This is a genomic window from Amycolatopsis taiwanensis DSM 45107 (assembly GCF_000519205.1).
Lineage (GTDB): Bacteria > Actinomycetota > Actinomycetes > Mycobacteriales > Pseudonocardiaceae > Amycolatopsis_E > Amycolatopsis_E taiwanensis.
Genome location: NZ_JAFB01000019.1, coordinates 72,888 through 91,562 on the forward strand (window position 1 = coordinate 72,888; position 18,675 = coordinate 91,562).

Consider the following 18,675-nt stretch of genomic DNA (forward strand, 5'->3'; position numbering starts at 1 on the left):
CGACGGCCGGTCGGCCGGGGCGCAGGCGGTCACTCGCGGAAATGTCGGTGGGCGGGTTCATGATGGTGGACGTGAACGATTCGCTGGCGTTGTTCTCCCCCGCCACCCGGAACTGGTTCTCCGGGGCCTTCGCCGCGCCCACCGCCGCCCAGTCGGGCGCCTGGGCGGCGGCGCAGGCGGGCGAGCACGCGCTGGTGGTGGCCCCGACCGGGTCCGGAAAGACCCTCGCGGCCTTCCTCTGGGCGCTCGACCGGCTGGCGGTCGAGCCGCCGCCGGCGGCTCCGGGGCAGCGCTGCCGGGTCCTGTACGTGTCGCCGTTGAAGGCGCTCGCGGTGGACGTCCAGCGCAACCTGCGCGCACCGCTGGCCGGGATCTCGCAGGCCGCGCGCCGGCTCGGCGACGCTCCTCCGGAGATCAGCGTGGGCATGCGCACCGGAGACACGCCGGCGGCGGAGCGGCGTTCGTTCGGTCGCACGCCGCCCGACATCCTGGTCACCACTCCGGAGTCGCTGTTCCTCATCCTCACCTCGTCGGCGCGGGAGTCGCTGCGGGGCGTGGAGACGGTGATCGTCGACGAGGTGCACGCGGTCGCGGGCACCAAGCGCGGGGCGCACCTGGCGCTGTCGCTGGAGCGGCTGGACGCCTTGCTACCCAAGCCCGCGCAACGCATCGGGCTGTCGGCCACCGTCCGGCCGGTCGACGAGGTGAGCGCGTTCCTCGGCGGCGGGCGGCCGGTGCGGGTGGTGCAGCCGGACCCGCTGAAGACGATCGAGGTCCGGGTCGAGGTCCCGGTCGCGGACATGGGAAACCTCGACAGCCCCGGCCAGCCGCCGGAACCGCCTTCGTTCGGCGGGGCCGGTACGCAGGAGGAGGTCCCCGGATCGGAGGTGCCGCGCCCGTCGATCTGGCCGTCGGTGGAACAACGGGTGCTGGAGCTCATCCGTGAGCACCGCTCGACGATCGTGTTCGCGAATTCGCGGCGGCTGACCGAACGGCTGACCGCGCGGCTCAACGAGCTTGCCGCCGAACAGGACGGGGCCGGGCCGGACCCGGACGGGACCGGGCGCCCACAACGGTTCCCGGCCGAAGCGATCGGGGAGTCCGGACTCACCACCGGCATGGTGGCCACGATCGCCAAGGCGCACCACGGGTCGATGTCGCGTGACCAGCGCACGCACGTGGAGGAGGAGCTGAAGTCGGGCCGACTTCCGTGCGTGGTCGCCACCTCCTCGCTGGAACTGGGCATCGACATGGGCGCGGTGGATCTGGTGATCCAGATCGAGGCGCCGCCGACGGTGGCCTCCGGCCTGCAGCGGGTGGGCCGGGCCGGGCACCACGTGGGCGCGGTGTCGACCGGCGTGCTGTTCCCGAAGTTCCGCGGCGATCTCGTCTCCTGCGCCGTGGTGTCGGAGCGCATGACCTCGGGCGCGATCGAGGCCGTGCGCTATCCGCGCAATCCGCTGGACGTGCTGGCGCAGCACATCGTCTCGATGGTCGCGGTCGAGTCGTGGACGGTGACCGACCTGGCCACCACGGTCCGGCGGGCGGCGCCGTTCACCGCGCTGCCGGACGATGCCCTGCTCGCCGTGCTGGACATGCTCGCGGGCCGGTATCCGAGCGAGGAGTTCGGCGAGCTCCGTCCGCGGATCACCTGGGACCGGGTGAGCGGGCAGTTGCACGGGCGTCCCGGGGCACAGCGGCTCGCGGTCACCTCCGGCGGCACCATCCCCGACCGTGGCCTGTTCACCGTGATGACCCCGGGCGAGGGCGGCAGGCCCGGCTCCCGGGTGGGCGAGCTGGACGAGGAGATGGTCTACGAGTCCCGGGTCGGCGACACCATCCTGCTCGGCACCTCCTCCTGGCGGGTTACCGACATCACCCAGGACAGGGTGATCGTGGTACCGGCGCCTGGCGAGCCGGCCAGGATGCCGTTCTGGAAGGGGGATGCGCCCGGCCGGCCACTCGAACTCGGCCGCGCGCTCGGCGCGTTCGTGCGCGAACTGTCCACATCGGACGAAGCCGCGGCCAGGGAGCGCGCGGCGGCGGCCGGGCTCGACGAGCGCGCTTGCGACAACCTGCTCGGATACCTGGCCGAGCAGCGGACGGCGACCCGGCATGTCCCCAACGACCGCACCGTGCTGCTGGAGCGGTTCCGGGACGAGCTCGGGGACTGGCGGATCGTGCTGCACTCGCAGTTCGGCGCGCAGGTGAACGCGCCGTGGGCACTGGCGATCGCGGCACGGCTGCGCGAAAACCGCGGGGTGGACGCGCAGGTCATGCATTCCGACGACGGGATCGTGCTGCGCCTGCCCGACGCGCTCGAGGCCGACGGGACCGAGGTGACCATCGGGGCCGAGGACATGGTGCTCGACCCGGAGGAGGTCGAGCAGCTGATCGTCGCCGAGGTGGGCGGCTCGGCGTTGTTCGCCGCTCGGTTCCGGGAATGCGCGGCGCGTTCGCTGCTCCTGCCGCGGCGAGATCCGCGGCGGCGCACACCGCTGTGGCAGCAACGGCAACGCGCCTCCCAGCTGCTGGCCGTTGCGGCGAAGTACGAACGGTTCCCGGTCGTGCTGGAGGCGATGCGGGAATGTCTGCAGGACGTCTACGACGTGGGCGGCCTGCGTGAGCTGATGAGCGACGTGCGGGCCAGGCGGGTCCGGGTCGTCGAGGTCCAGACGCAGTCGGCGTCACCGTTCGCACGCAGCCTGATGTTCGGCTACATCGGGATGTTCCTCTACGAGACCGACGCGCCGCTGGCCGAGCGGCGGGCGGCGGCGCTGGCCCTGGATTCGACGCTGCTGGCCGAACTGCTGGGCACCGAAGCGATCCGGGAGCTGCTGGACGCCGAGGTGGTGGCGGAGGTCGAGCGTTCGCTGCAGCGGTTGGACCCGGACCGGCATGCCCGCGGAGTCGAGGACGCCGCGGACCTGTTCCGGTTCCTGGGCGATCTTTCCGACGCCGAAGCCTCGGCGCGCGGCATCCGTCCCGAGTGGGTGTCGGAGCTGACCGCCGCACGGCGCGTGATCCGGGTGCGGATCGCGGGCCAGGACCGGACCATCGCGATCGAGGACGCGGGCCGCGTTCGGGACGCGCTCGGGGTCGCCCTGCCGATCGGCGTGCCCGAGGCGTTCACCGAACCGGTCGGCGATCCGCTCGGCGACCTGCTGGCCCGCTACGCACGAACCCGGGGCCCGTTCCCGGCGCGACAGGCCGCCGAGCGGTTCGGCCTCGGCACCGCGGTGGTGGCCGGGGTGCTGGACCGGCTGGCCTCGGACGGGCGTCTGGTGCGCGGCGAGCTGAGCCCGGTGGGCCATCCCGACGTGCACGGGGTGGGCACGGAGTACTGCGACGCGGCGGTGCTGCGTCGCCTTCGCCGTGCGTCGCTGGCCCGGCTCCGGGCGGAGGTGGAGCCCGTGGAGCCGGCCGCGTTGGGCCGGTTCCTGCCGTCCTGGCACGGTGTTGGCAGCGTCTTGTGGGGGTTCAACCCCCACACCCCGACTGGGGGCAAGCCCCCAGACCCCCTTCGGATGCGTACCGCCCCCACGGCGGACGATGTGCTCTCGGTCGTGGAGCAGTTGGCCGGCGCGCCGCTACCGGCCAGCGCGGTGGAGTCGCTGATCCTGCCGAGCAGGTTGCCCGGTTACTACCCGGCGCTGCTCGACGAGCTCACCGTCGCGGGTGAGGTCACCTGGGCCGGTTGCGGTGCCCTGGCCGGTGGAGACGGCTGGTTGGCACTCGCCCCCGCCGACGTCGCGGACCTGTTGCTGCCCGATGTAGACGAGCAGGCGCCGGAGGACCCACTGCACCGGGCGATCCTGTCGACCCTGGATGGCGGCGCGCTGTTCTTCCGCCAGTTGGTCGACCGGGTTTCGCCCCTGGTCGACCAGCCCCTGGTCGATAGCGACGTGGTGGCTGCCCTGTGGGATCTCGTCTGGGCCGGCCAGGTCACCGGCGACACGCTGGGGCCGGTACGCGCGGTGGTTTCCGGGCGCGGCGCGACGCACAAGCCTCGCCAGTCCACGCCGCGTAGCCGCTATGCGCGGATGCGCGCCGGACGCCCGGCCATGCCCTCCCGCACCGGGCCGCCCACGGTGGCGGGCCGGTGGGCGCTGGTCCCACCGCGTGAACCGGACCCGACTCGTCGCACGCACGCCCGTACCGAGGCGTTCCTCGAACGGCACGGCGTGCTCACCCGGGGCGCGCTGGAAACCGAGCGGGTGACGGGTGGATTTTCCGGAATCTACAAGGTTCTTCGCGGCATGGAGGATTCCGGCCAGGTGATCCGGGGCTACGTCGTCGAGGGTCTGGGCGCCGCGCAGTTCGCGGCGCGTGGTGCCGTGGACCGGCTGCGCGCACTGTCCGATCCGGGCGGCTCCCGGCGAACGAACGAGGCGATCGTCCTCGCGGCCACCGATCCCGCGCAGCCCTACGGCGCCGCGCTGCCCTGGCCCGCGCCGGCCGGGGAAACCAGGCACCGCCCGGCGCGCAAGGCCGGGGCGCTGGTGGTGCTCGTGGACGGGGTTCCCGCGATCTACGTCGAGCGCGGCGGGCGATCGCTGCTGTCGTTCACCGACGAGGAACCGACACTGCGTGCGGCGGCGCAGGCGCTGTCCCGCGCGGTCCACGACGGCTGGCTCGGCCAGCTCGCCGTGCAGCGGGCCGACGGCGAACTGGCCCTGACCTCCGCGCTCGCCGACATCCTGCGCGAGGCCGGTTTCCGAGCCACGCCGAAGGGCCTTCGCCTCCGCGCCTGACCGCCCGAGGGGAAAGCTCAGCACCCGCACCACGCCGTAAACTCGTCGCGGCAGAGAGGACAAGATTCATGGCGATGCGGGAACTGCGGTACTTCGGTGATCCGGTGCTGAAAACGGTCTGCGACCCGGTGACCCGGTTCGACAAGGGCACCAAGTCACTGGTGACCGACCTTCTCGACACGGTACGGCCCGATGGCCGCGCCGGGCTGGCGGCACCGCAGATCGGTGTCGGCCTCCGCGTGTTCAGCTACGACGTGGAGGGCCAGTTCGGCTACGTCATCAACCCTGAGATCGTCGAGCTTTCCGCGGCCACGCACGAAATCGGCGAGGGCTGCCTCTCGGTGCCCGAACTATGGTTCCCCACCGTCCGGGCCGAGCACGCGGTGGTGCGCGGCGTCGACCTGCGCAACGAACCCGTTGTGGTGGAAGGAAAAGATGTGCTTGCCCAATGCCTGCAGCACGAGACCGACCATCTTGACGGCCTGCTCTACCTGGACCGGCTGACCAAGGACCGCAAACGGCAGGCCATGGGGCAGATGCGGGAAAAGGCCTGGTTCCGGCGAGCGTAGAGCTTCCGGTACGGCCGCTCTCCCACCACCGCCGTCGTCCATCCGTATCGGCCACATCACCGAAGGCTGCTCGTCCCGCCGAGGCGCCGACAGCGCGGCAATCGTGTCGGAACAACGAACCGGTGATTTCGCCTACGCGAGCAGGAACTCGTTGCCTTCGGGGTCCAGGAGGTGCCCGGCACCGGCGATCCGCGCCCCAAGCTCGCGCAACCGGTCCGGTTCTTCGCCGGCGACCTCCAGCCGCAGCCGGTCCGGACCCGTCCTGGGCTCCGCGGTGCGCAAGAATTCCAGCCACGGGCCGCCTCCGCCGGCCGCCCGTAGGCCGACGATCACGTCTTCCCGCGCGGCGATCCGCCAGCCGGTGACCGCCGCCCAAAAGGTGGCCGCCGCGAACGGGTCCAGCGAGTCCACGACGATCGCCGCGAGGGCGCCGGTGGTGTAGTTCGGCCGCGGTTCGAGCACGCAAAACTCATTGCCCTCCGGGTCGACCATGACCTGCCACGGCACGGCGCCCTGACCGATGTCCCACTTCCGGGCACCCAACTCGACGGCGCGGGCGACTGTGGTCGCCTGGTCGTCTGGCGAAGTGCTCGCCAGATCAAGATGGATGCGGTTTTTGGCCTCCACGGTTTCGTGCTTGCTGGTGGCAACGGGTGCGAACCCCAGGTCGAGTTCGCACCCGTTGGAGGCCGGGGCCCGCGCCGTCACGCCACCGGCCGTCGTGACCTCCCAGCCCAGCAGTGCCGCCCAGAATTCCGCCAGTTCTCCCGGGCGGGTCGCATCGATCACCAGTCTCCGCAGTGCGGCCATGCCGTGAACCCTATCCACGCTGTTCACTGGTTATCCGGTAGCGCTTCCCCACGTACCGTTTCACCGAGTGGCCAGTCTCAGCAGTGCCCACAGTTGAGCGATCGCGTCCGGATCGCCGTCCCAGGTGACCGCATGGTGCCCGACCCTGCCCCACAGCCACAGATACACCGACATGGGTGAGCTGGACACGATGCTGTCCGCTTGCTCGGCTTCCGCGGCGGAGCAGTGCCAAGCGATCGTCTCGTCGGGCCCGGCTCGCGCAATCCAGGTGTGGCCCGCGGTCTGTACCGCGACCGACCTGGTCGTGGTGCCGGAGAGGCCGAGCATGGGCAGCCGCCGGCCGAACCACGCCGACAGCACCTCGTCGATCCCGTCGATCGCGATGTCCTCGGCGATCTCGGTGATGTCGACACCGGCCGCGCCCTGTACATCCGTGCGATGGATCGTCGTTTCGTGTGCCATCCGGCGGGACCAGAACCCGTAGGTCAGATCCGCCGGCCACCAGCCGGCCGCGTACTGGCCCGGATCGTGCGTGGTCAGCTCGCCGAGCAGGGCCGCCAGGCCGGTCCGCAGATACTGCTCGGTCGTCTGGCCGGGCACCGGATCGCTCTGCCAGCGCCGAGGCCGGTGGCCCTCGGTGATCCACAACCTGGCCACCCGGTAGATGCCGCCCACGTGACGGACGATCTCACCGACGGTGAATCCGGCACAGGCAGGCACCGGTGTGTCCGGCGGCGCGGCTCGCGCGGCCCCGGTGAGCAACTCGACCTCGACGCCGAGCGTCTCCAGGAACCGGCCGTGGTCGATCAAGGCCTGCCCGGACATCAGGGCGCCGTCTTTCCCCGGCCCCGCACCGCGGTCACGGCTCACCTCGCCTGCCCCGCCGGGTGGTCGTGCCCTGCTCCCGCTGAGCCGGGATGAATCCGCTCGCCCGCCCACCGTGCACCACCCGGCCGGCGATCTCCAGGAACTGCCCGGTCTGCCGGAGCAGATCGTCCGCGGCCCGGGTGGTCAGCCGGCGGGTGATCCCGGCCTGGGCCGCGGCCTGGGCGGCCGAGTTCGCGGCGAAGAACGCGGCCCATTCGCCCAGCTCCGGCGCGACCGTTTCGAGCAACACCCACACGCTGGCCGGGCGCGCCCGGCCCCGGTGCGGGCGGCCCCGGGCGGCGAGGACCGCGGCGCCGGCGCGCAGGGCGGCCAGGTACGAGGCGATGAACCTCGGCGCGGGGTCCACCGCATGCTCCGCTTCGGCGAGACCACGCCGGGCCTCGGCGAGCAGGTTCAGGGCGCTGGGTGAGGCCGGTGGTGACACCGGGAACGGCAGCGGCGGCTGTGCCGGGCCGGTACGAGATGCGATGGCAACGGACATTGCCCCTCCCTCGTTGCTGATTCGATGGCGGTGCCCCCGGACACCGAAACGCTTCCCCCGTTCCCGCGCCGGGGACACCTGCCGGCGAGCGCTCACCGACCTCGAACTTCTGTTCGAGCAAGCCCCAGCGTAGCTTCGAACACGTGTTCGTTCAAGTCCCGCGATGGGTTGATCTGCGATTTTCTTCGCCGAGCAGGTGTCCCCCCGCACAGCGTCAACCCGGATACGCCGTCGCCACCGGCCGCCGTCCGTGATCTGATATCGGGTATGAGCAGCGCTGTGTCAAGCCGCGGCTGGAAGGCCCACCACAGAGCGCGCCGCCGTCAGGCCCCGCTAGTGGGGCGGCAGGGCGCCCTTGTCGATGAAGTGTCTCTGATTCGTGAGGAGCGCCCTGTCGACACACTCGCGGTCGCGCGCAAACTCGCGGAGGAACTGGTATGAGCAGCCTCGACCACCCCGCGGTCGCCAAGGTGGCCGCCGCGCTCGCCGAGGCGGGCCAGCCCGGCGCCGCCGACGGAATCCGTATTCTGCCCGCCGAGGTGCGCACCGCGGCCCAGGCTGCCGAGGCGCTCGGCGTGCCGGTCGGCGCGATCGCCAACAGCCTGGTGTTTCGCGCCCTCTTCGGTGAAGACAGCGCGCCGCTGCTGGCGATGACCTCCGGAGCGCACCGCGCGGCGGAAGACCGCCTCGCCGAACTCGCCGGCGCCTCCGCCGTGGCGAAGGCCGATCCGAAGTTCGTCAAGGAGCACACCGGGCAGGTCATCGGCGGAGTCGCTCCGATCGGGCATCCACGACCGCTGACGACCCTGGTGGACACCGCGCTGGAAGCCTTCCCCGTCATCTGGGCGGCGGCCGGCCACGCCAAGTCGGTGTTCCCCACCACCTTCGCCGATCTGCTCGCACTGACCGGCGGGCGCGCCGCGGAGCTGGGATCATGACCGCGGTGTCTCCCCGACGCCGGAGAGCGGTCCAGTTCCACCGGCTCTCCCCGGACGAATTCCGGGCCCGCCTGCGGGAGGCGCTCGCCATCTACGTCGCGGCCATGCGCTACCCCGTGGGCACGGCCGAGCAGCGGGCCCCGATGTGGCTGACCCATGTACTCCGGGAGGGCTGGCGCTGCATCGGGGCCCTCGATGCCGACGGCACGTTGGTCGGCATCGCGTACGGCTACCGGGGCCTGCCCGGGCAGTGGTGGCACGAGCAGGTGCGGCGCGGACTGGTGCGCAGCAGCGGCGAAGAGATCGCCGCCGCCTGGCTAACCGACTACTTCGAACTCACCGAGATCCACGTCCGGCCGCAGAACCAGGGCGAGGGCATCGGCGAGGACCTGTTGCGCAGGCTGCTCGACGGGGTGCCCAACCGGCATGTGCTGCTGTCCACACCGGAGGGTCCGACCCGAGCGTGGACGCTGTACCGCCGGGTCGGCTTCGAGGACGTCCTGCGGAACTACCACTTCGCGGGCGATCCGAGACCGTTCGCGATCCTCGGCCGGTCACTGCCGTTGCCGCCCCGGCCGTGACCCCGGTGCCCGCCAGTAGCTGAGGGCGAGCGCGGCGAGCAGCAGCACGGTGCCGCTCCACCCCGCCGGCCCGAGGTTTTCACCCAGCACGAAGGCGGACAACACCGCGGCCGTCAACGGTTCGAGCAAGGTCGAAAGCGCGGTGACGACCGGGTGCGCGTGCCGGAGCCCGCGGAAGTAGGCCGCATACGCAACTCCGGTCGGCACGACGCCGAGATACAGCGCGGCCGCGAGCACGTCCGGCCGCAACGGCAGGGCCATCCCCGACCACAACGCCGCGGGCAACAGCAGCAGCCCGCCGATGAGCAGGCCGAACGCGGTGGTGGACAAGGGATCCAGGCCTTCGGCCGGCTGGCGCGACACCAGGGTCAGCGTGCCGAAGCCGACCGCGCACAGCAGTGCCAGCGCGACGCCCGCGGCGAGCCGCCAGCCGCTCGCGAGCCCCTCGGGCGACCAGGTGAGCAGGACCAGCCCCAGCACGGCGGTGACGATCGAGACGACCGTCACGGTGTCCGGCAGGTGACGTTCGCGTACCGAAGTCACCAAGGCGACAAAGACCGGAACGCTGCCGATCGTGATCATCGTCGACAGGCTCACCGAAGTGAGCGAGACCGACGCGAAATAGCTCGCCTGGTACAGGCCGAGCAGCAGCCCGGCGACCAGCAACCGCCGCACCACCGTGCTGGTCCAGACCAGTCGGCGCAGCCCGCCGGCGCAGGCGAGGAACAGGACCGTGCAGCCGCCACCGAGCAGCAACCGGTAGGCGGCGACGGGCAACGGGCTCAGTCCCGCCTTGGCGGCAAGGAGAGAACCCGACAGGCCACCGGTGCCCCACAGGAGCCCGGCAAGGACGAGCGTGATCGCTGACCGGCCGCGCGCGGGCGCGGCAAAGCGTTGGGACATAAGGAAATCGCTCCATCGTCGCATGAATGAGGTCATTCGAAACGCGAGATGAGCACGATTGGTGACCCGCCACAACACTGCACGTGGGCGGGGAGGCAGGCCGCCATCGTGGTCAACCGGCAGCCGACGAACACAGTCGCGGTCTGGCTACCCGAACACGTTCCAAACAACGCTGAATGAACGAACGACGACGCGGGGCGAAAACCGCGTCGGCCATCAGGCCGCGCAGCACTCGGGCATGCCCAAACGCATGCCGACGATGTTCGCCCCGCTCAGGAGCGAGGCGGTGGGGTGACGAACAGGATCCCGTGCATGTCTATGTCCAAAGAGGTCAGTCGAGTTGGGCGAGTTGTTCGCGCAGGGTGTCCAGGCCCATGCCGCCCATGCGCAGGGCGCGGGTGTGGAAGTCCTTGAGGTCGAAGGAATCGCCCATGCGCTGCCGCGCCTCGTCGCGCGCCTGGCGCCAGAGCCGTTCCCCGAGCTTGTACGCGGGCGCCTGGCCCGGCCAGCCCAGGTAACGGTCGATCTCGTCGCGGACGTGCGCTTCGTCGGCGACCGTGCGGGTCAGCATGAACTCCAGACCGAGCTCGGGGGTCCACCGCTCGCCCTCATGGAACCCGGTGCCGCGCGGGATTTCCAGCTCCAGGTGCATGCCGAGGTCCACGACCACGCGGCCGGCCCGGAACAGCTGGTCGGAGAGCATGCCGAGCAGGTCTCCGTCGTCTGAGAGATAGCCGAGTTCCTGCATCAGTCGCTCGGCGTACAGCGCCCAGCCTTCGGCGTGCCCGGAGGTGCCCGCCAACAGACGCTGGAAGCGGTTCAACGACTCACGCTGGTGCACCTGGGTCGCGATCTGAAGGTGATGCCCGGGCACGCCCTCGTGGTAGACAACGGTGAGCTCGCGCCAGGTGATGAACTCGTCCTTGTCCGGCGGAATCGCCCACCACATGCGGCCCGGCCGGGAGAAGTCCTCGTTGGGACCGGTGTAGTACGCGCCCACGCTGCCGCCGGGCGGGGCGATCCGGCATTCCAGCGCCATCAGCTCGTCCGGGATGTCGAAGTGGACGCCGCGCAACTCCGACAGCGCCGTGTCGGACAGCCGCTGCATCCAGCCCTCGAACTCGGCGTGGCCGCGTACCCGGTAGCGCGGATCCTCGTCCAGCACCGCCGCGGCCTCCGCGACCGAGGCGCCGGACTTGATCCGCCCGGCGACGCGGCGCATCTCGGCCTCGATGCGCGAGAACTCGGCCCAGCCCCACTCGTATGCCTCGCGGAAGTCCAGCTCGGCGCCGATGAAGTATCGCGACCACAGCCGGTAGGACTCCTCGCCCACCGCGTCCTTGACGCGGGCGAGCGGCGCGAGCTCCGCACGCAGGAACCCGGCCAGTTCGGCGTATGCCTCCTGCGCCGCGTGCGCACCCCGCTCAAGCTCGGCACGCAGCGTCTCGGGCACGGTCCGGGCGCCCGCGACCAGGGTCTGGAAGAAACCTTCACCGCCGCCAAGGCCCGCCCAGGTCTCGGCCTGCTCGGCCACCTTCTTGACCTGGCGCAACGCGGGAGCGTTGCCCGCGTTCGCGGCGGCGAGCAGCGAGGCGCGCACACCGTCGAGCGAAGCGGGCACCTTGGCCAGCCTGGTCGCGATCGTCGCCCACTGCTGTTCGGTCTCGGTGGGCATGAGGTCGAAGACCATCCGCATCTCCGCGGCCGGGCTCGCGATCGCGTTGAGCTGGGCCAGGTCCTGGCCGGCCTCGTGCAGCTCCACGGTCAGGCCGAGGCGCTCGGTGAACACCGCCTTGGCCACCCGCTCCGCGGCATCGGCCGGCTCGACCGGCCGGATGGCGTCGAGGGAACGCTGGGCCAGTGCCGCCCGTGCGGCATGGCCGTCGGGAGTGTAGTCGGTCAGCTCCTCTTCGTGACCTGCGATGCCGAATTCGGACGCGGCAACGGGATCCGCCGCGGCGAAATCGTCGACGAACTGGTCAGAGATCTGGTGCACGGAGGCCATGCGGATAATCTAACCGGCCTGGCAACGCGTTTAAGCGCGTGCCGGGACCAGGCCGAGCCGGTTGACCAGCTCGCGCGTGGCCTTGGCCCGGTTGAACGTGTAGAAATGCAGGTCCGGCACGCCCTCGGCGATCAGCCGCTCGCACAGCTCGGTGACCACGTCCAGCCCCTCGGCCCGGAACGCGCGCGGGTCGTCGGCCAGCGGTTCGAGCCGGTCGAGCAGGCGGTGCGGAGCCGGGGCGCCCGAGAGCCGGATCGTGGTACGCAACGTACGGGGCGTGGTCAACGGCATCACCCCGGGAATCAGCAGGGTGTCGCAGCCCGCGGCGGCCACCCGGTCACGCAGCCGCAGGAAATCGTCGGCCTCGAAGAACAGCTGGGCGATGGCGAAATCCGCACCCGCCTTGACCTTGCGGACCAGGTACTTGGTGTCGGTGTCCAGATCGGGCGAGCGCGGGTGCCCGTACGGGAACGCCGACACGCCGACGCAGAAGTCGCCGAGCGAGCGCACCAGGGTGACGAGTTCCTCGGCGTAGTTCAGGCCCTGTGGGTGCGGCACCCACTCGCCGTAGGGATCGCCCGGCGGGTCGCCGCGCAGCGCGAGGATGTTGCGCACCCCGACGGCGGCGTACCAACCGATGACGTTGCGCAGTTCGGCCACGGAGTGGTCGACCGCGGTCAGATGCGCCACCGGCGTCAGGGTGGTCTCGGTGGCCGCGCGCGCGATGCTGCGAATCGTGCCGTCACGGCTCGACCCGCCGGCTCCGTAGGTGATCGACATGTACGCCGGGTCGAGCGGCTCGAGCTCCCGGATGGACCGCCACAGGACCGCCTCGTCGGCCTCGTCCCGGGGCGGGAAGAACTCCACCGAGAACGCGGTGCCCGCACTGTGGAGCCGCTCTACGACAAATGTCATACGCCGCATGCTATCTACGTACGACGCCGGCCGTTCAAAACGTGAGACGGGCACCGTGGTGACGCAGTGGGCAACTACCTGGTCCAGCGAGACGCCGACGCGCGCTACAGCCGCCAACCCGAAGAAAGCAAGGGCCACGCGGGAGTCACGGTCTGGCTACCCAAATCCGATCGCGCGCACTTGGAAACACTGCCTAGGTGGCAGGCACGTCGGGGTGCTCGTGGATGGTGAGCAGCAGGTGGTCGAACTGCGTGCGCTGCTGGAGCGGACCGCCGCCGAGGTCGGTCAGGGCGGTGGTGAGCTTGTCGGCCAGGTCGCGGAGCTTGGTGTTGGTCTCCTGGGAGCGCCATTGCAGCACGGCGAACGCCTGCTCGGCGTTGATGCCGTAGACCAGCATCAGCGCGCCCTTGGCCTGCTCGATCCGGGCGCGGGCGTCGACGAGGCCGGGCAGGGTCTCGTCCAGGATCTGCCGGCGGTCGGCGGCCAGGCCGGGGCAGAGGTCGACGTAGTAGCCGACGGTGCCTATGGTCGCACCGGTGGCGTCGTGGAGACGGTCGCCGACGACCAGCACGTCGTGTTCGGTGCCGACGGTGTCGATGATGCGGTGGCGGCTGCAGAACGGGACGCCGTCGCGGACGGCGGCGGCCAGTTTGTCGGCGACGGTGTCGCGGTCGGCGGGGTGCTTGTGCGACAGCAACAGCTCGGTGGTCGGCTGCACCGTGCCCGGCTGGTAGCCGTGCAGTTCGGCGACCTCGTCGGACCACTCCCAGCGCTGGTCGGCGAAGAAGAACCGGAACCCGCCGACGGTGTGCGGGCGCCCGGCCACGACTCGGTCCAACGCCTCGGAAGGGACGTCCGTCGGGTGCTGTGCGGTATCTGCCACCAGCCTATTCTTCCCCACGACGGCAGGAGCGTCACAGTGCGTCCGGCTCTTTGCCGTGGTCGAGCAGGAATACGTCCTCCGTGCGCCGCAGAGGCGCACCCTCGATGCCCTTGACGTGGAGGTGCCGGTGTCCCGCACGAAGGCGTGTTCCCGCAAGCGTTTCGGCCGTACCGGCGCCTCAGGCGGCCACCGGCGTGAGCTCACGGGCCTCGGCCCTGGCGCCCCAGCGGCGGGCCAGCACCGCGCAGATCATCAGCTGCGCCTGGTGGAAGAGCATGAGCGGCAACACGATCAGGCCGACACTGCCCGCCGGGAACAGCACGGTCGCCATCGGCAGGCCGCTGGCCAGGCTCTTCTTCGAGCCGCAGAAGACGATCGCGATCTGGTCCTCGCGGGAGAAGCCCAGCCGGGCCGAGGCGACCTTCATCACGGCCAGCACGACCAGGAACAGCAGCACGTTCACCAGCAGCAACCCACCCAGCGAGAGCCAGCTGAGCTGGTGCCAGATCCCGGCCGTCACGCCCTCGCTGAAGGCCGTGTAGACCACGATGAGGATGGTGGTCCGGTCGGCCCGGCCGAGGACCTTCCGGTGCGCGGCGATCCACCCGCCGATCCAGCGCCGCGCGACCTGCCCGGCGAGGAACGGGACCAGCAGCTGCAGTGTGATCGAGGTGAGCGAATGCAGGGAGAACCCGGCGCCGGTGGTGTTCAGCAGCAACCCGACCAGCAGCGGGGTGAGCACGATCCCGATCAGGCTGGAGAACGACGCGCTGCAGATGGCGGCGGCGACGTTACCGCGGGCGATCGAGGTGAACGCGATCGAGGACTGCACGGTCGAGGGCAGGGTGCACAGGAAGATCACGCCGGCGGCGAGGGTCGGCGTCAGCACCGTGGGCACCAGCAGTTTGGTGGCCAGGCCGAGCAGCGGGAACACCACGAAGGTGGCGACCAGGATGGTGAGGTGCAGCCGCCAGTGCCGCAGCCCGGCCATCGCCTCCGAAGTGGACAGTCGCGCTCCATAGAGGAAGAACAGCGCACCGACACCGATCTGGCTCACGATCGACGCGACCTGGGCACCCTGGCCGCGCGCGGGCAGCAGGCAGGCGATCCCGACCACGGCGAGCAGACCGAAGATGAACGGGTCGATCTTGAGTCTGGCGAGCAGGTTTCCCCCGCGCATCAATAGGGTCCTTTCCGTGGTTCGCGGCGTCACGTCGGCGTCGCCGCGCTCTCCGGGCGAGAGACTTTCCTCTCCCGAACTGTTCACTATCGATCCTCCGCGTCACCGCGCAGATTGTGAAGTGCGATGGCCGCCATAACTGTGATCACGTTTCGTGATAGCTTGACTCAATGCTCGACCCGGTATGGCTCAAAACGTTCCTGGCAGTCGCCGAAACACGAAGCTTCACCCGCGCCGCCGATCGGCTCGGACTGCGCCAGTCCACCGTCAGCCAGCACATACGCAAGCTGGAACAGGCGACGACCCAGCAGTTGTTCGAGCGCGACACGCATTCGGTACAGCTGACCCCGGACGGTGAGGCCATGGTCGGTTTCGCCAATAATGTGATCGAAACCATAGACCGCGCTATGAGTTATTTCACAGGTGGCGAGTTACGCGGCCGGGTTCGTTTCGGCGCATCCGAGGACTTTGTCGTCGGCCCGCTGCCGGAAATCCTGCGCGGGTTTCGCGGCACCCATCCACGGGTCGATCTGGAACTGACCGTCGCGCTGTCCGGCACGCTGCACGAAAAGCTGCGCGCGGGCGAACTCGACCTCGTGCTCGGCAAGCGGAACCCCGGCGAGCATCCTGACTCTCCACTGTGGACCGACCGGCTGGTGTGGGCGGGTCGCGCCGGCGCCGGTTTGACGTGGGACGGGCCGGTCCCGCTGATCGCCTACCCGCCGCCGAGCATCACCCGGGCGCGAGCGCTGGATGTGTTGCGGCGCAACGGAAAGCAGTGGCAGATCGTGTGCACGAGCGGGAGCCTCAACGGGCTGCGCGCGGCGGCGCTCGCCGGGCTCGGGGTGACCGTGTTCGCGCGCAGCCTGATCCCGGACGGGCTGGCCGAGCTGCCGCCCGGGCACGGCCTGCCGGACCCGGGCGACGTCGAGTTCATCCTCACCGCACGGCGTCCGGCGATGCAGGGGCCGGTGCTGGCGTTGTCCGACGCCATCCGCGCCGAGGCCGGCCGGCTACAGGACGTCCACTGACCGCTCGTCGAGCAGCGCCAGCGGGGTGAGCCCGGTCAACTCGCGCACCTCCCGGCTCAGGTGCGCCTGGTCCGCGTAGCCCGCGTCGGCGGCCAGCACCCCCAGGCTCGACGGCCGGGTTTCGGCCTCGCGCAGGAACCGCTGGAAGCGGGCCACCCGGCCGACGGCCTTGGGCCCGATGCCGGTGTGCGTCAGCAGGAGCCGCCGCAGGTGCCGTTCGGTGACCTCGATCTCCCCCGCCGCGGCGGCCACCCGGGCCCCGGAGGAGAGCCGTCGCACCGCCCGGCGGACGCGGGCGTCGACCGGCCGTGGCCGCAGCGCTTCCGGGAACCGGCCCGTCCACACGGCTTCGGTCACGCGGCGGGCGTCGCGGTCGGGCAGCACGGCCGCCAGCGGCAGTGTGAGGTCCCGGATCTCTTCCCCGGGCAGGCCGAGCGCGGCGAAGAGCGCCTCGGTCCGGAAGCGCAGGCCGCGCGCGTGGGCACCGGCGGGCAACGGGTACAGCGTGACCGTCATGCTCGGGCCGACGAGGATCGTGTCGCCCCCGTCGAAGACGACGATGTCCGAACACCCGTCCGGCACCACGCGCTGCACCCGGTCCCCGCCGACGCGCTGCTCCCACCAGCACCGGACCACGTCGGTCTCGCCGGGCCATTCCCGGTAGCTGTCCGGTTGGTGCTCGTTCACCACGGTCAGGTGTTTCAAAGCGGCGGAGCACGCAGCTTGCACCGCTTCAGGTTCCGCTACCCGCACCGCCACGCAAGCCACCACAAAGAACTAGAGGCCGGCGAACAGGTCGGTCTCGGTGATGCCGGGCCCCTGGCCGGCCCGGATGAACCACTCGGTGCCGAAGCTGTACCGGAAGGCCTCGTCGGGTATGGCGAGGAAGAAGGACTGGTCGCTGATCTGGCTCGCGTGCGCCCGCATCGCCTGGCGCTTGTACGACACCCACTCGGTGACGTCCACCGCGGCGGTGATCTCCGACTCGGGTTTGCCGGTGGTCGTGACGTCGGGCAGGTCGGCACCCTCGGCGAACCGGGCGAGCCCTCGCGCCACATGGTCCCGGTTGATCGTGCTCTGGTAGACGCGGGGCGTGCCGGCCAGCTCGGCTGCGCGCATACCGACGCGGTGCACCTGGATGTGGTCGGGGTGGCCGTAGCCGCCGTTGTCGTCGTAAACGGTCAGCACGTCGGCACGTTCCTCGCGCAGGATCGCGGCGAGCTTTCCAGCCGCCTCCTCGACCGGTGCGGTCCAGAACGAACCGGGCGCATCGTTGGTCTCGGTGCCCATCATCCCCGAGTCGGTATAACCGAGGAACTCCAGCCGCTTGACGCCCAGGATGTCCGCGGCGGCCTGGGTTTCCGCCACGCGGCGCCGCCACAGCGGCTCGTCCTCGGCGAGGAAACCGTCGGGCACCTCGCCGTGCTCACCGCGAGTCGCGACGACGAGCACCACGCGGTGACCGTCTTCGAATGCCTTGCGCATCACGCCACCGCACCCGATGGACTCGTCGTCGGGGTGGGCGTGGAAAGTCACCATCGTGGCCACGGCCCGAGACTACGGGGAATCGTCACAACCCGGCCACCACCCCCCGATCGCGCCGGAAGAGCCGAGATCGGACCATATGTCCATGAGCGAGCAGGAAACGTCATCGCCGGTGAACGCGGCCGAGCGGTTCGACGCCGATCTTCCCGGTTCCGTGGAGCGAGAGCTGGTCCGGTTCCTGCACGAGGCCGCCGGACAGATCCGCATGGCCGAGCCCGGCTTCGTCTCCGGCGTCGACGCGCTCACGGACTTCGTGCTGGGCGGCGGAAAACGGCTGCGCCCGACGTTCGCGTGGTGGGCCTGGCGGGGCACCGGAGGAGATCCGGCCGAAGCCGAAGGCGTGCTGCGGGCGGTGGCCAGCCTGGAGCTGGTCCAGGCGTGTGCGCTGATCCACGACGACCTGATCGACTCCTCCGATTCGCGGCGCGGGCGCCCGACCGTGCACCGCGCCTTCGCCCGGCAGCACGACGAAAACGGCTGGCTCGGCACGCCGGAGATGTTCGGCCTGGCCGCCGCCGTGCTCATCGGCGATCTCGCGCTCGCCTGGGCCGACGACATGTTCAACACCGCCGCGTTGCCACCGGAACGCCTTGCCGCGGCGAGGCCCGCTTGGCGGGCGATGCGCACCGAGGTGCTGGCCGGTCAGTTCCTCGACGTCCGTACCCAGGCGACCGGCGACAGTTCGCCGGAGGCCGCGCTGCGGGTCAGCCGGCTCAAGACCGCCGCCTACACGGTGCAGCGCCCGCTGCATCTGGGTGCCGCGCTCGCCGGCGCGGACTCCGGCCAGACCGGCGCGCTCCGGGAGTTCGGCGACGACATCGGGGTCGCCTTCCAGCTCCGGGACGATCTCCTCGGGGTGTTCGGGGACCCGTCGGTCACCGGCAAGCCGGCCGGCGACGATCTCCGGGAAGGCAAGCGGACGCTGCTCGTCGCGTTGGGCCTGGCGCAGGCCGGTCCCCACCAGGCCGAAATCATCGCGAACGCGATCGGCAACCCCGGACTGTCCGAAGCCGAGGTCGACAAGGTGCGCACGACGCTGACCGAAGTCGGCGCGGTTGCCGCGGTGGAGCGGCGTATCGACGAACTGACCACGACGGCGCTCGCCGCGTTGCGGGCGGCGCACCTGGCGGAGCCGGCCGCCACCAGGCTCGCGGAACTGGCCGTTCGCGCGACGCAAAGGACGTCCTGAACC

Annotated in this window: 16 protein-coding genes; 6 read left to right on the forward strand and 10 right to left on the reverse strand. The window is 70.8% G+C overall.

The genetic code is table 11. From position 1 onward, the window contains the following. Nucleotides 1-62: 62 nt before the first annotated feature. Nucleotides 63-4,754 carry an ATP-dependent helicase gene (locus A3CU_RS0116240; RefSeq protein WP_245617126.1) on the forward strand — a complete coding sequence of 1,564 codons (4,692 nt, stop codon included), beginning with the start codon at nucleotides 63-65 and terminating at the stop codon, nucleotides 4,752-4,754. Nucleotides 4,755-4,822: 68 nt separating this feature from the next. After that, nucleotides 4,823-5,323: a peptide deformylase gene (gene def / locus A3CU_RS0116245; RefSeq protein ID WP_027943204.1), complete on the forward strand. Its 501-nt coding sequence runs from the start codon at nucleotides 4,823-4,825 to the stop codon at nucleotides 5,321-5,323. A gap of 132 nt (nucleotides 5,324-5,455) precedes the next feature. Here def and A3CU_RS0116250 read toward each other — a convergent pair whose 3' ends face one another. From A3CU_RS0116250 to A3CU_RS45015, 3 genes are read right to left on the reverse strand one after another with little or no spacing between them, the layout of a single operon-like run. Then, nucleotides 5,456-6,133 (reverse strand): VOC family protein, encoded by a 678-nt coding sequence (locus A3CU_RS0116250; protein WP_027943205.1) that lies wholly within the window; start codon nucleotides 6,131-6,133, stop codon nucleotides 5,456-5,458. Between the two features lie 60 nt (nucleotides 6,134-6,193). Further along, entirely contained in the window at nucleotides 6,194-6,958 is a 765-nt protein-coding gene (locus A3CU_RS0116255) for a maleylpyruvate isomerase N-terminal domain-containing protein (protein ID WP_027943206.1), read from the reverse strand. 34 nt (nucleotides 6,959-6,992) lie between these two features. Next, nucleotides 6,993-7,502 carry an SAV_6107 family HEPN domain-containing protein gene (locus A3CU_RS45015; RefSeq protein WP_169739639.1) on the reverse strand — a complete coding sequence of 170 codons (510 nt, stop codon included), beginning with the start codon at nucleotides 7,500-7,502 and terminating at the stop codon, nucleotides 6,993-6,995. 437 nt (nucleotides 7,503-7,939) lie between these two features. Here A3CU_RS45015 and A3CU_RS0116265 point away from each other — a divergent pair, with 437 nt between their 5' ends. After that, nucleotides 7,940-8,440, forward strand: a complete 501-nt coding sequence (locus A3CU_RS0116265) for a YbaK/EbsC family protein (RefSeq protein ID WP_027943207.1) — start codon at nucleotides 7,940-7,942, stop codon at nucleotides 8,438-8,440. Then, nucleotides 8,437-9,021, forward strand: a complete 585-nt coding sequence (locus A3CU_RS0116270) for a GNAT family N-acetyltransferase (protein WP_027943208.1) — start codon at nucleotides 8,437-8,439, stop codon at nucleotides 9,019-9,021. The genes A3CU_RS0116265 and A3CU_RS0116270 overlap by 4 nt, the downstream gene beginning before the upstream one ends. On the opposite strand, the gene A3CU_RS0116275 is transcribed toward A3CU_RS0116270, so the two are convergent. The 5 genes from A3CU_RS0116275 to A3CU_RS0116295 form a co-directional block, all read right to left on the reverse strand. Beyond that, nucleotides 8,995-9,924 (reverse strand): DMT family transporter, encoded by a 930-nt coding sequence (locus A3CU_RS0116275; protein WP_027943209.1) that lies wholly within the window; start codon nucleotides 9,922-9,924, stop codon nucleotides 8,995-8,997. The two genes, A3CU_RS0116270 and A3CU_RS0116275, sit on opposite strands and share 27 nt — an antisense overlap. 331 nt (nucleotides 9,925-10,255) lie before the next feature. Next, complete coding sequence (locus tag A3CU_RS0116280; protein WP_043841311.1) at nucleotides 10,256-11,929, reverse strand: DUF885 domain-containing protein; 1,674 nt, start codon at nucleotides 11,927-11,929, stop codon at nucleotides 10,256-10,258. Nucleotides 11,930-11,959: 30 nt separating this feature from the next. Then, nucleotides 11,960-12,844: a methylenetetrahydrofolate reductase gene (locus A3CU_RS0116285; RefSeq protein WP_027943211.1), complete on the reverse strand. Its 885-nt coding sequence runs from the start codon at nucleotides 12,842-12,844 to the stop codon at nucleotides 11,960-11,962. A gap of 193 nt (nucleotides 12,845-13,037) precedes the next feature. Then, nucleotides 13,038-13,727 carry a PAS and ANTAR domain-containing protein gene (locus A3CU_RS0116290; RefSeq protein ID WP_245617119.1) on the reverse strand — a complete coding sequence of 230 codons (690 nt, stop codon included), beginning with the start codon at nucleotides 13,725-13,727 and terminating at the stop codon, nucleotides 13,038-13,040. Nucleotides 13,728-13,905: 178 nt separating this feature from the next. Beyond that, nucleotides 13,906-14,907 carry a bile acid:sodium symporter family protein gene (locus A3CU_RS0116295; protein WP_027943213.1) on the reverse strand — a complete coding sequence of 334 codons (1,002 nt, stop codon included), beginning with the start codon at nucleotides 14,905-14,907 and terminating at the stop codon, nucleotides 13,906-13,908. A gap of 170 nt (nucleotides 14,908-15,077) precedes the next feature. Between A3CU_RS0116295 and A3CU_RS0116300 the strand changes: the two genes are divergently transcribed. Further along, nucleotides 15,078-15,938, forward strand: a complete 861-nt coding sequence (locus tag A3CU_RS0116300) for a LysR family transcriptional regulator (RefSeq protein ID WP_027943214.1) — start codon at nucleotides 15,078-15,080, stop codon at nucleotides 15,936-15,938. Here A3CU_RS0116300 and A3CU_RS0116305 read toward each other — a convergent pair. Together A3CU_RS0116305 and A3CU_RS0116310 are read right to left on the reverse strand one after the other, a co-directional pair. Next, a complete protein-coding gene (locus tag A3CU_RS0116305; protein ID WP_027943215.1) occupies nucleotides 15,921-16,625 on the reverse strand; it encodes a helix-turn-helix domain-containing protein in 705 nt (234 codons plus the stop codon). The genes A3CU_RS0116300 and A3CU_RS0116305 overlap by 18 nt on opposite strands. Nucleotides 16,626-16,715: 90 nt before the next feature. Continuing rightward, nucleotides 16,716-17,486 carry a PIG-L family deacetylase gene (locus A3CU_RS0116310; RefSeq protein WP_027943216.1) on the reverse strand — a complete coding sequence of 257 codons (771 nt, stop codon included), beginning with the start codon at nucleotides 17,484-17,486 and terminating at the stop codon, nucleotides 16,716-16,718. Between the two features lie 82 nt (nucleotides 17,487-17,568). On the opposite strand from A3CU_RS0116310, the gene A3CU_RS0116315 reads away from it, so the two are divergent. Continuing rightward, nucleotides 17,569-18,672: a polyprenyl synthetase family protein gene (locus tag A3CU_RS0116315; RefSeq protein ID WP_052371793.1), complete on the forward strand. Its 1,104-nt coding sequence runs from the start codon at nucleotides 17,569-17,571 to the stop codon at nucleotides 18,670-18,672. The last annotated feature ends 3 nt before the right edge of the window (nucleotides 18,673-18,675 follow it).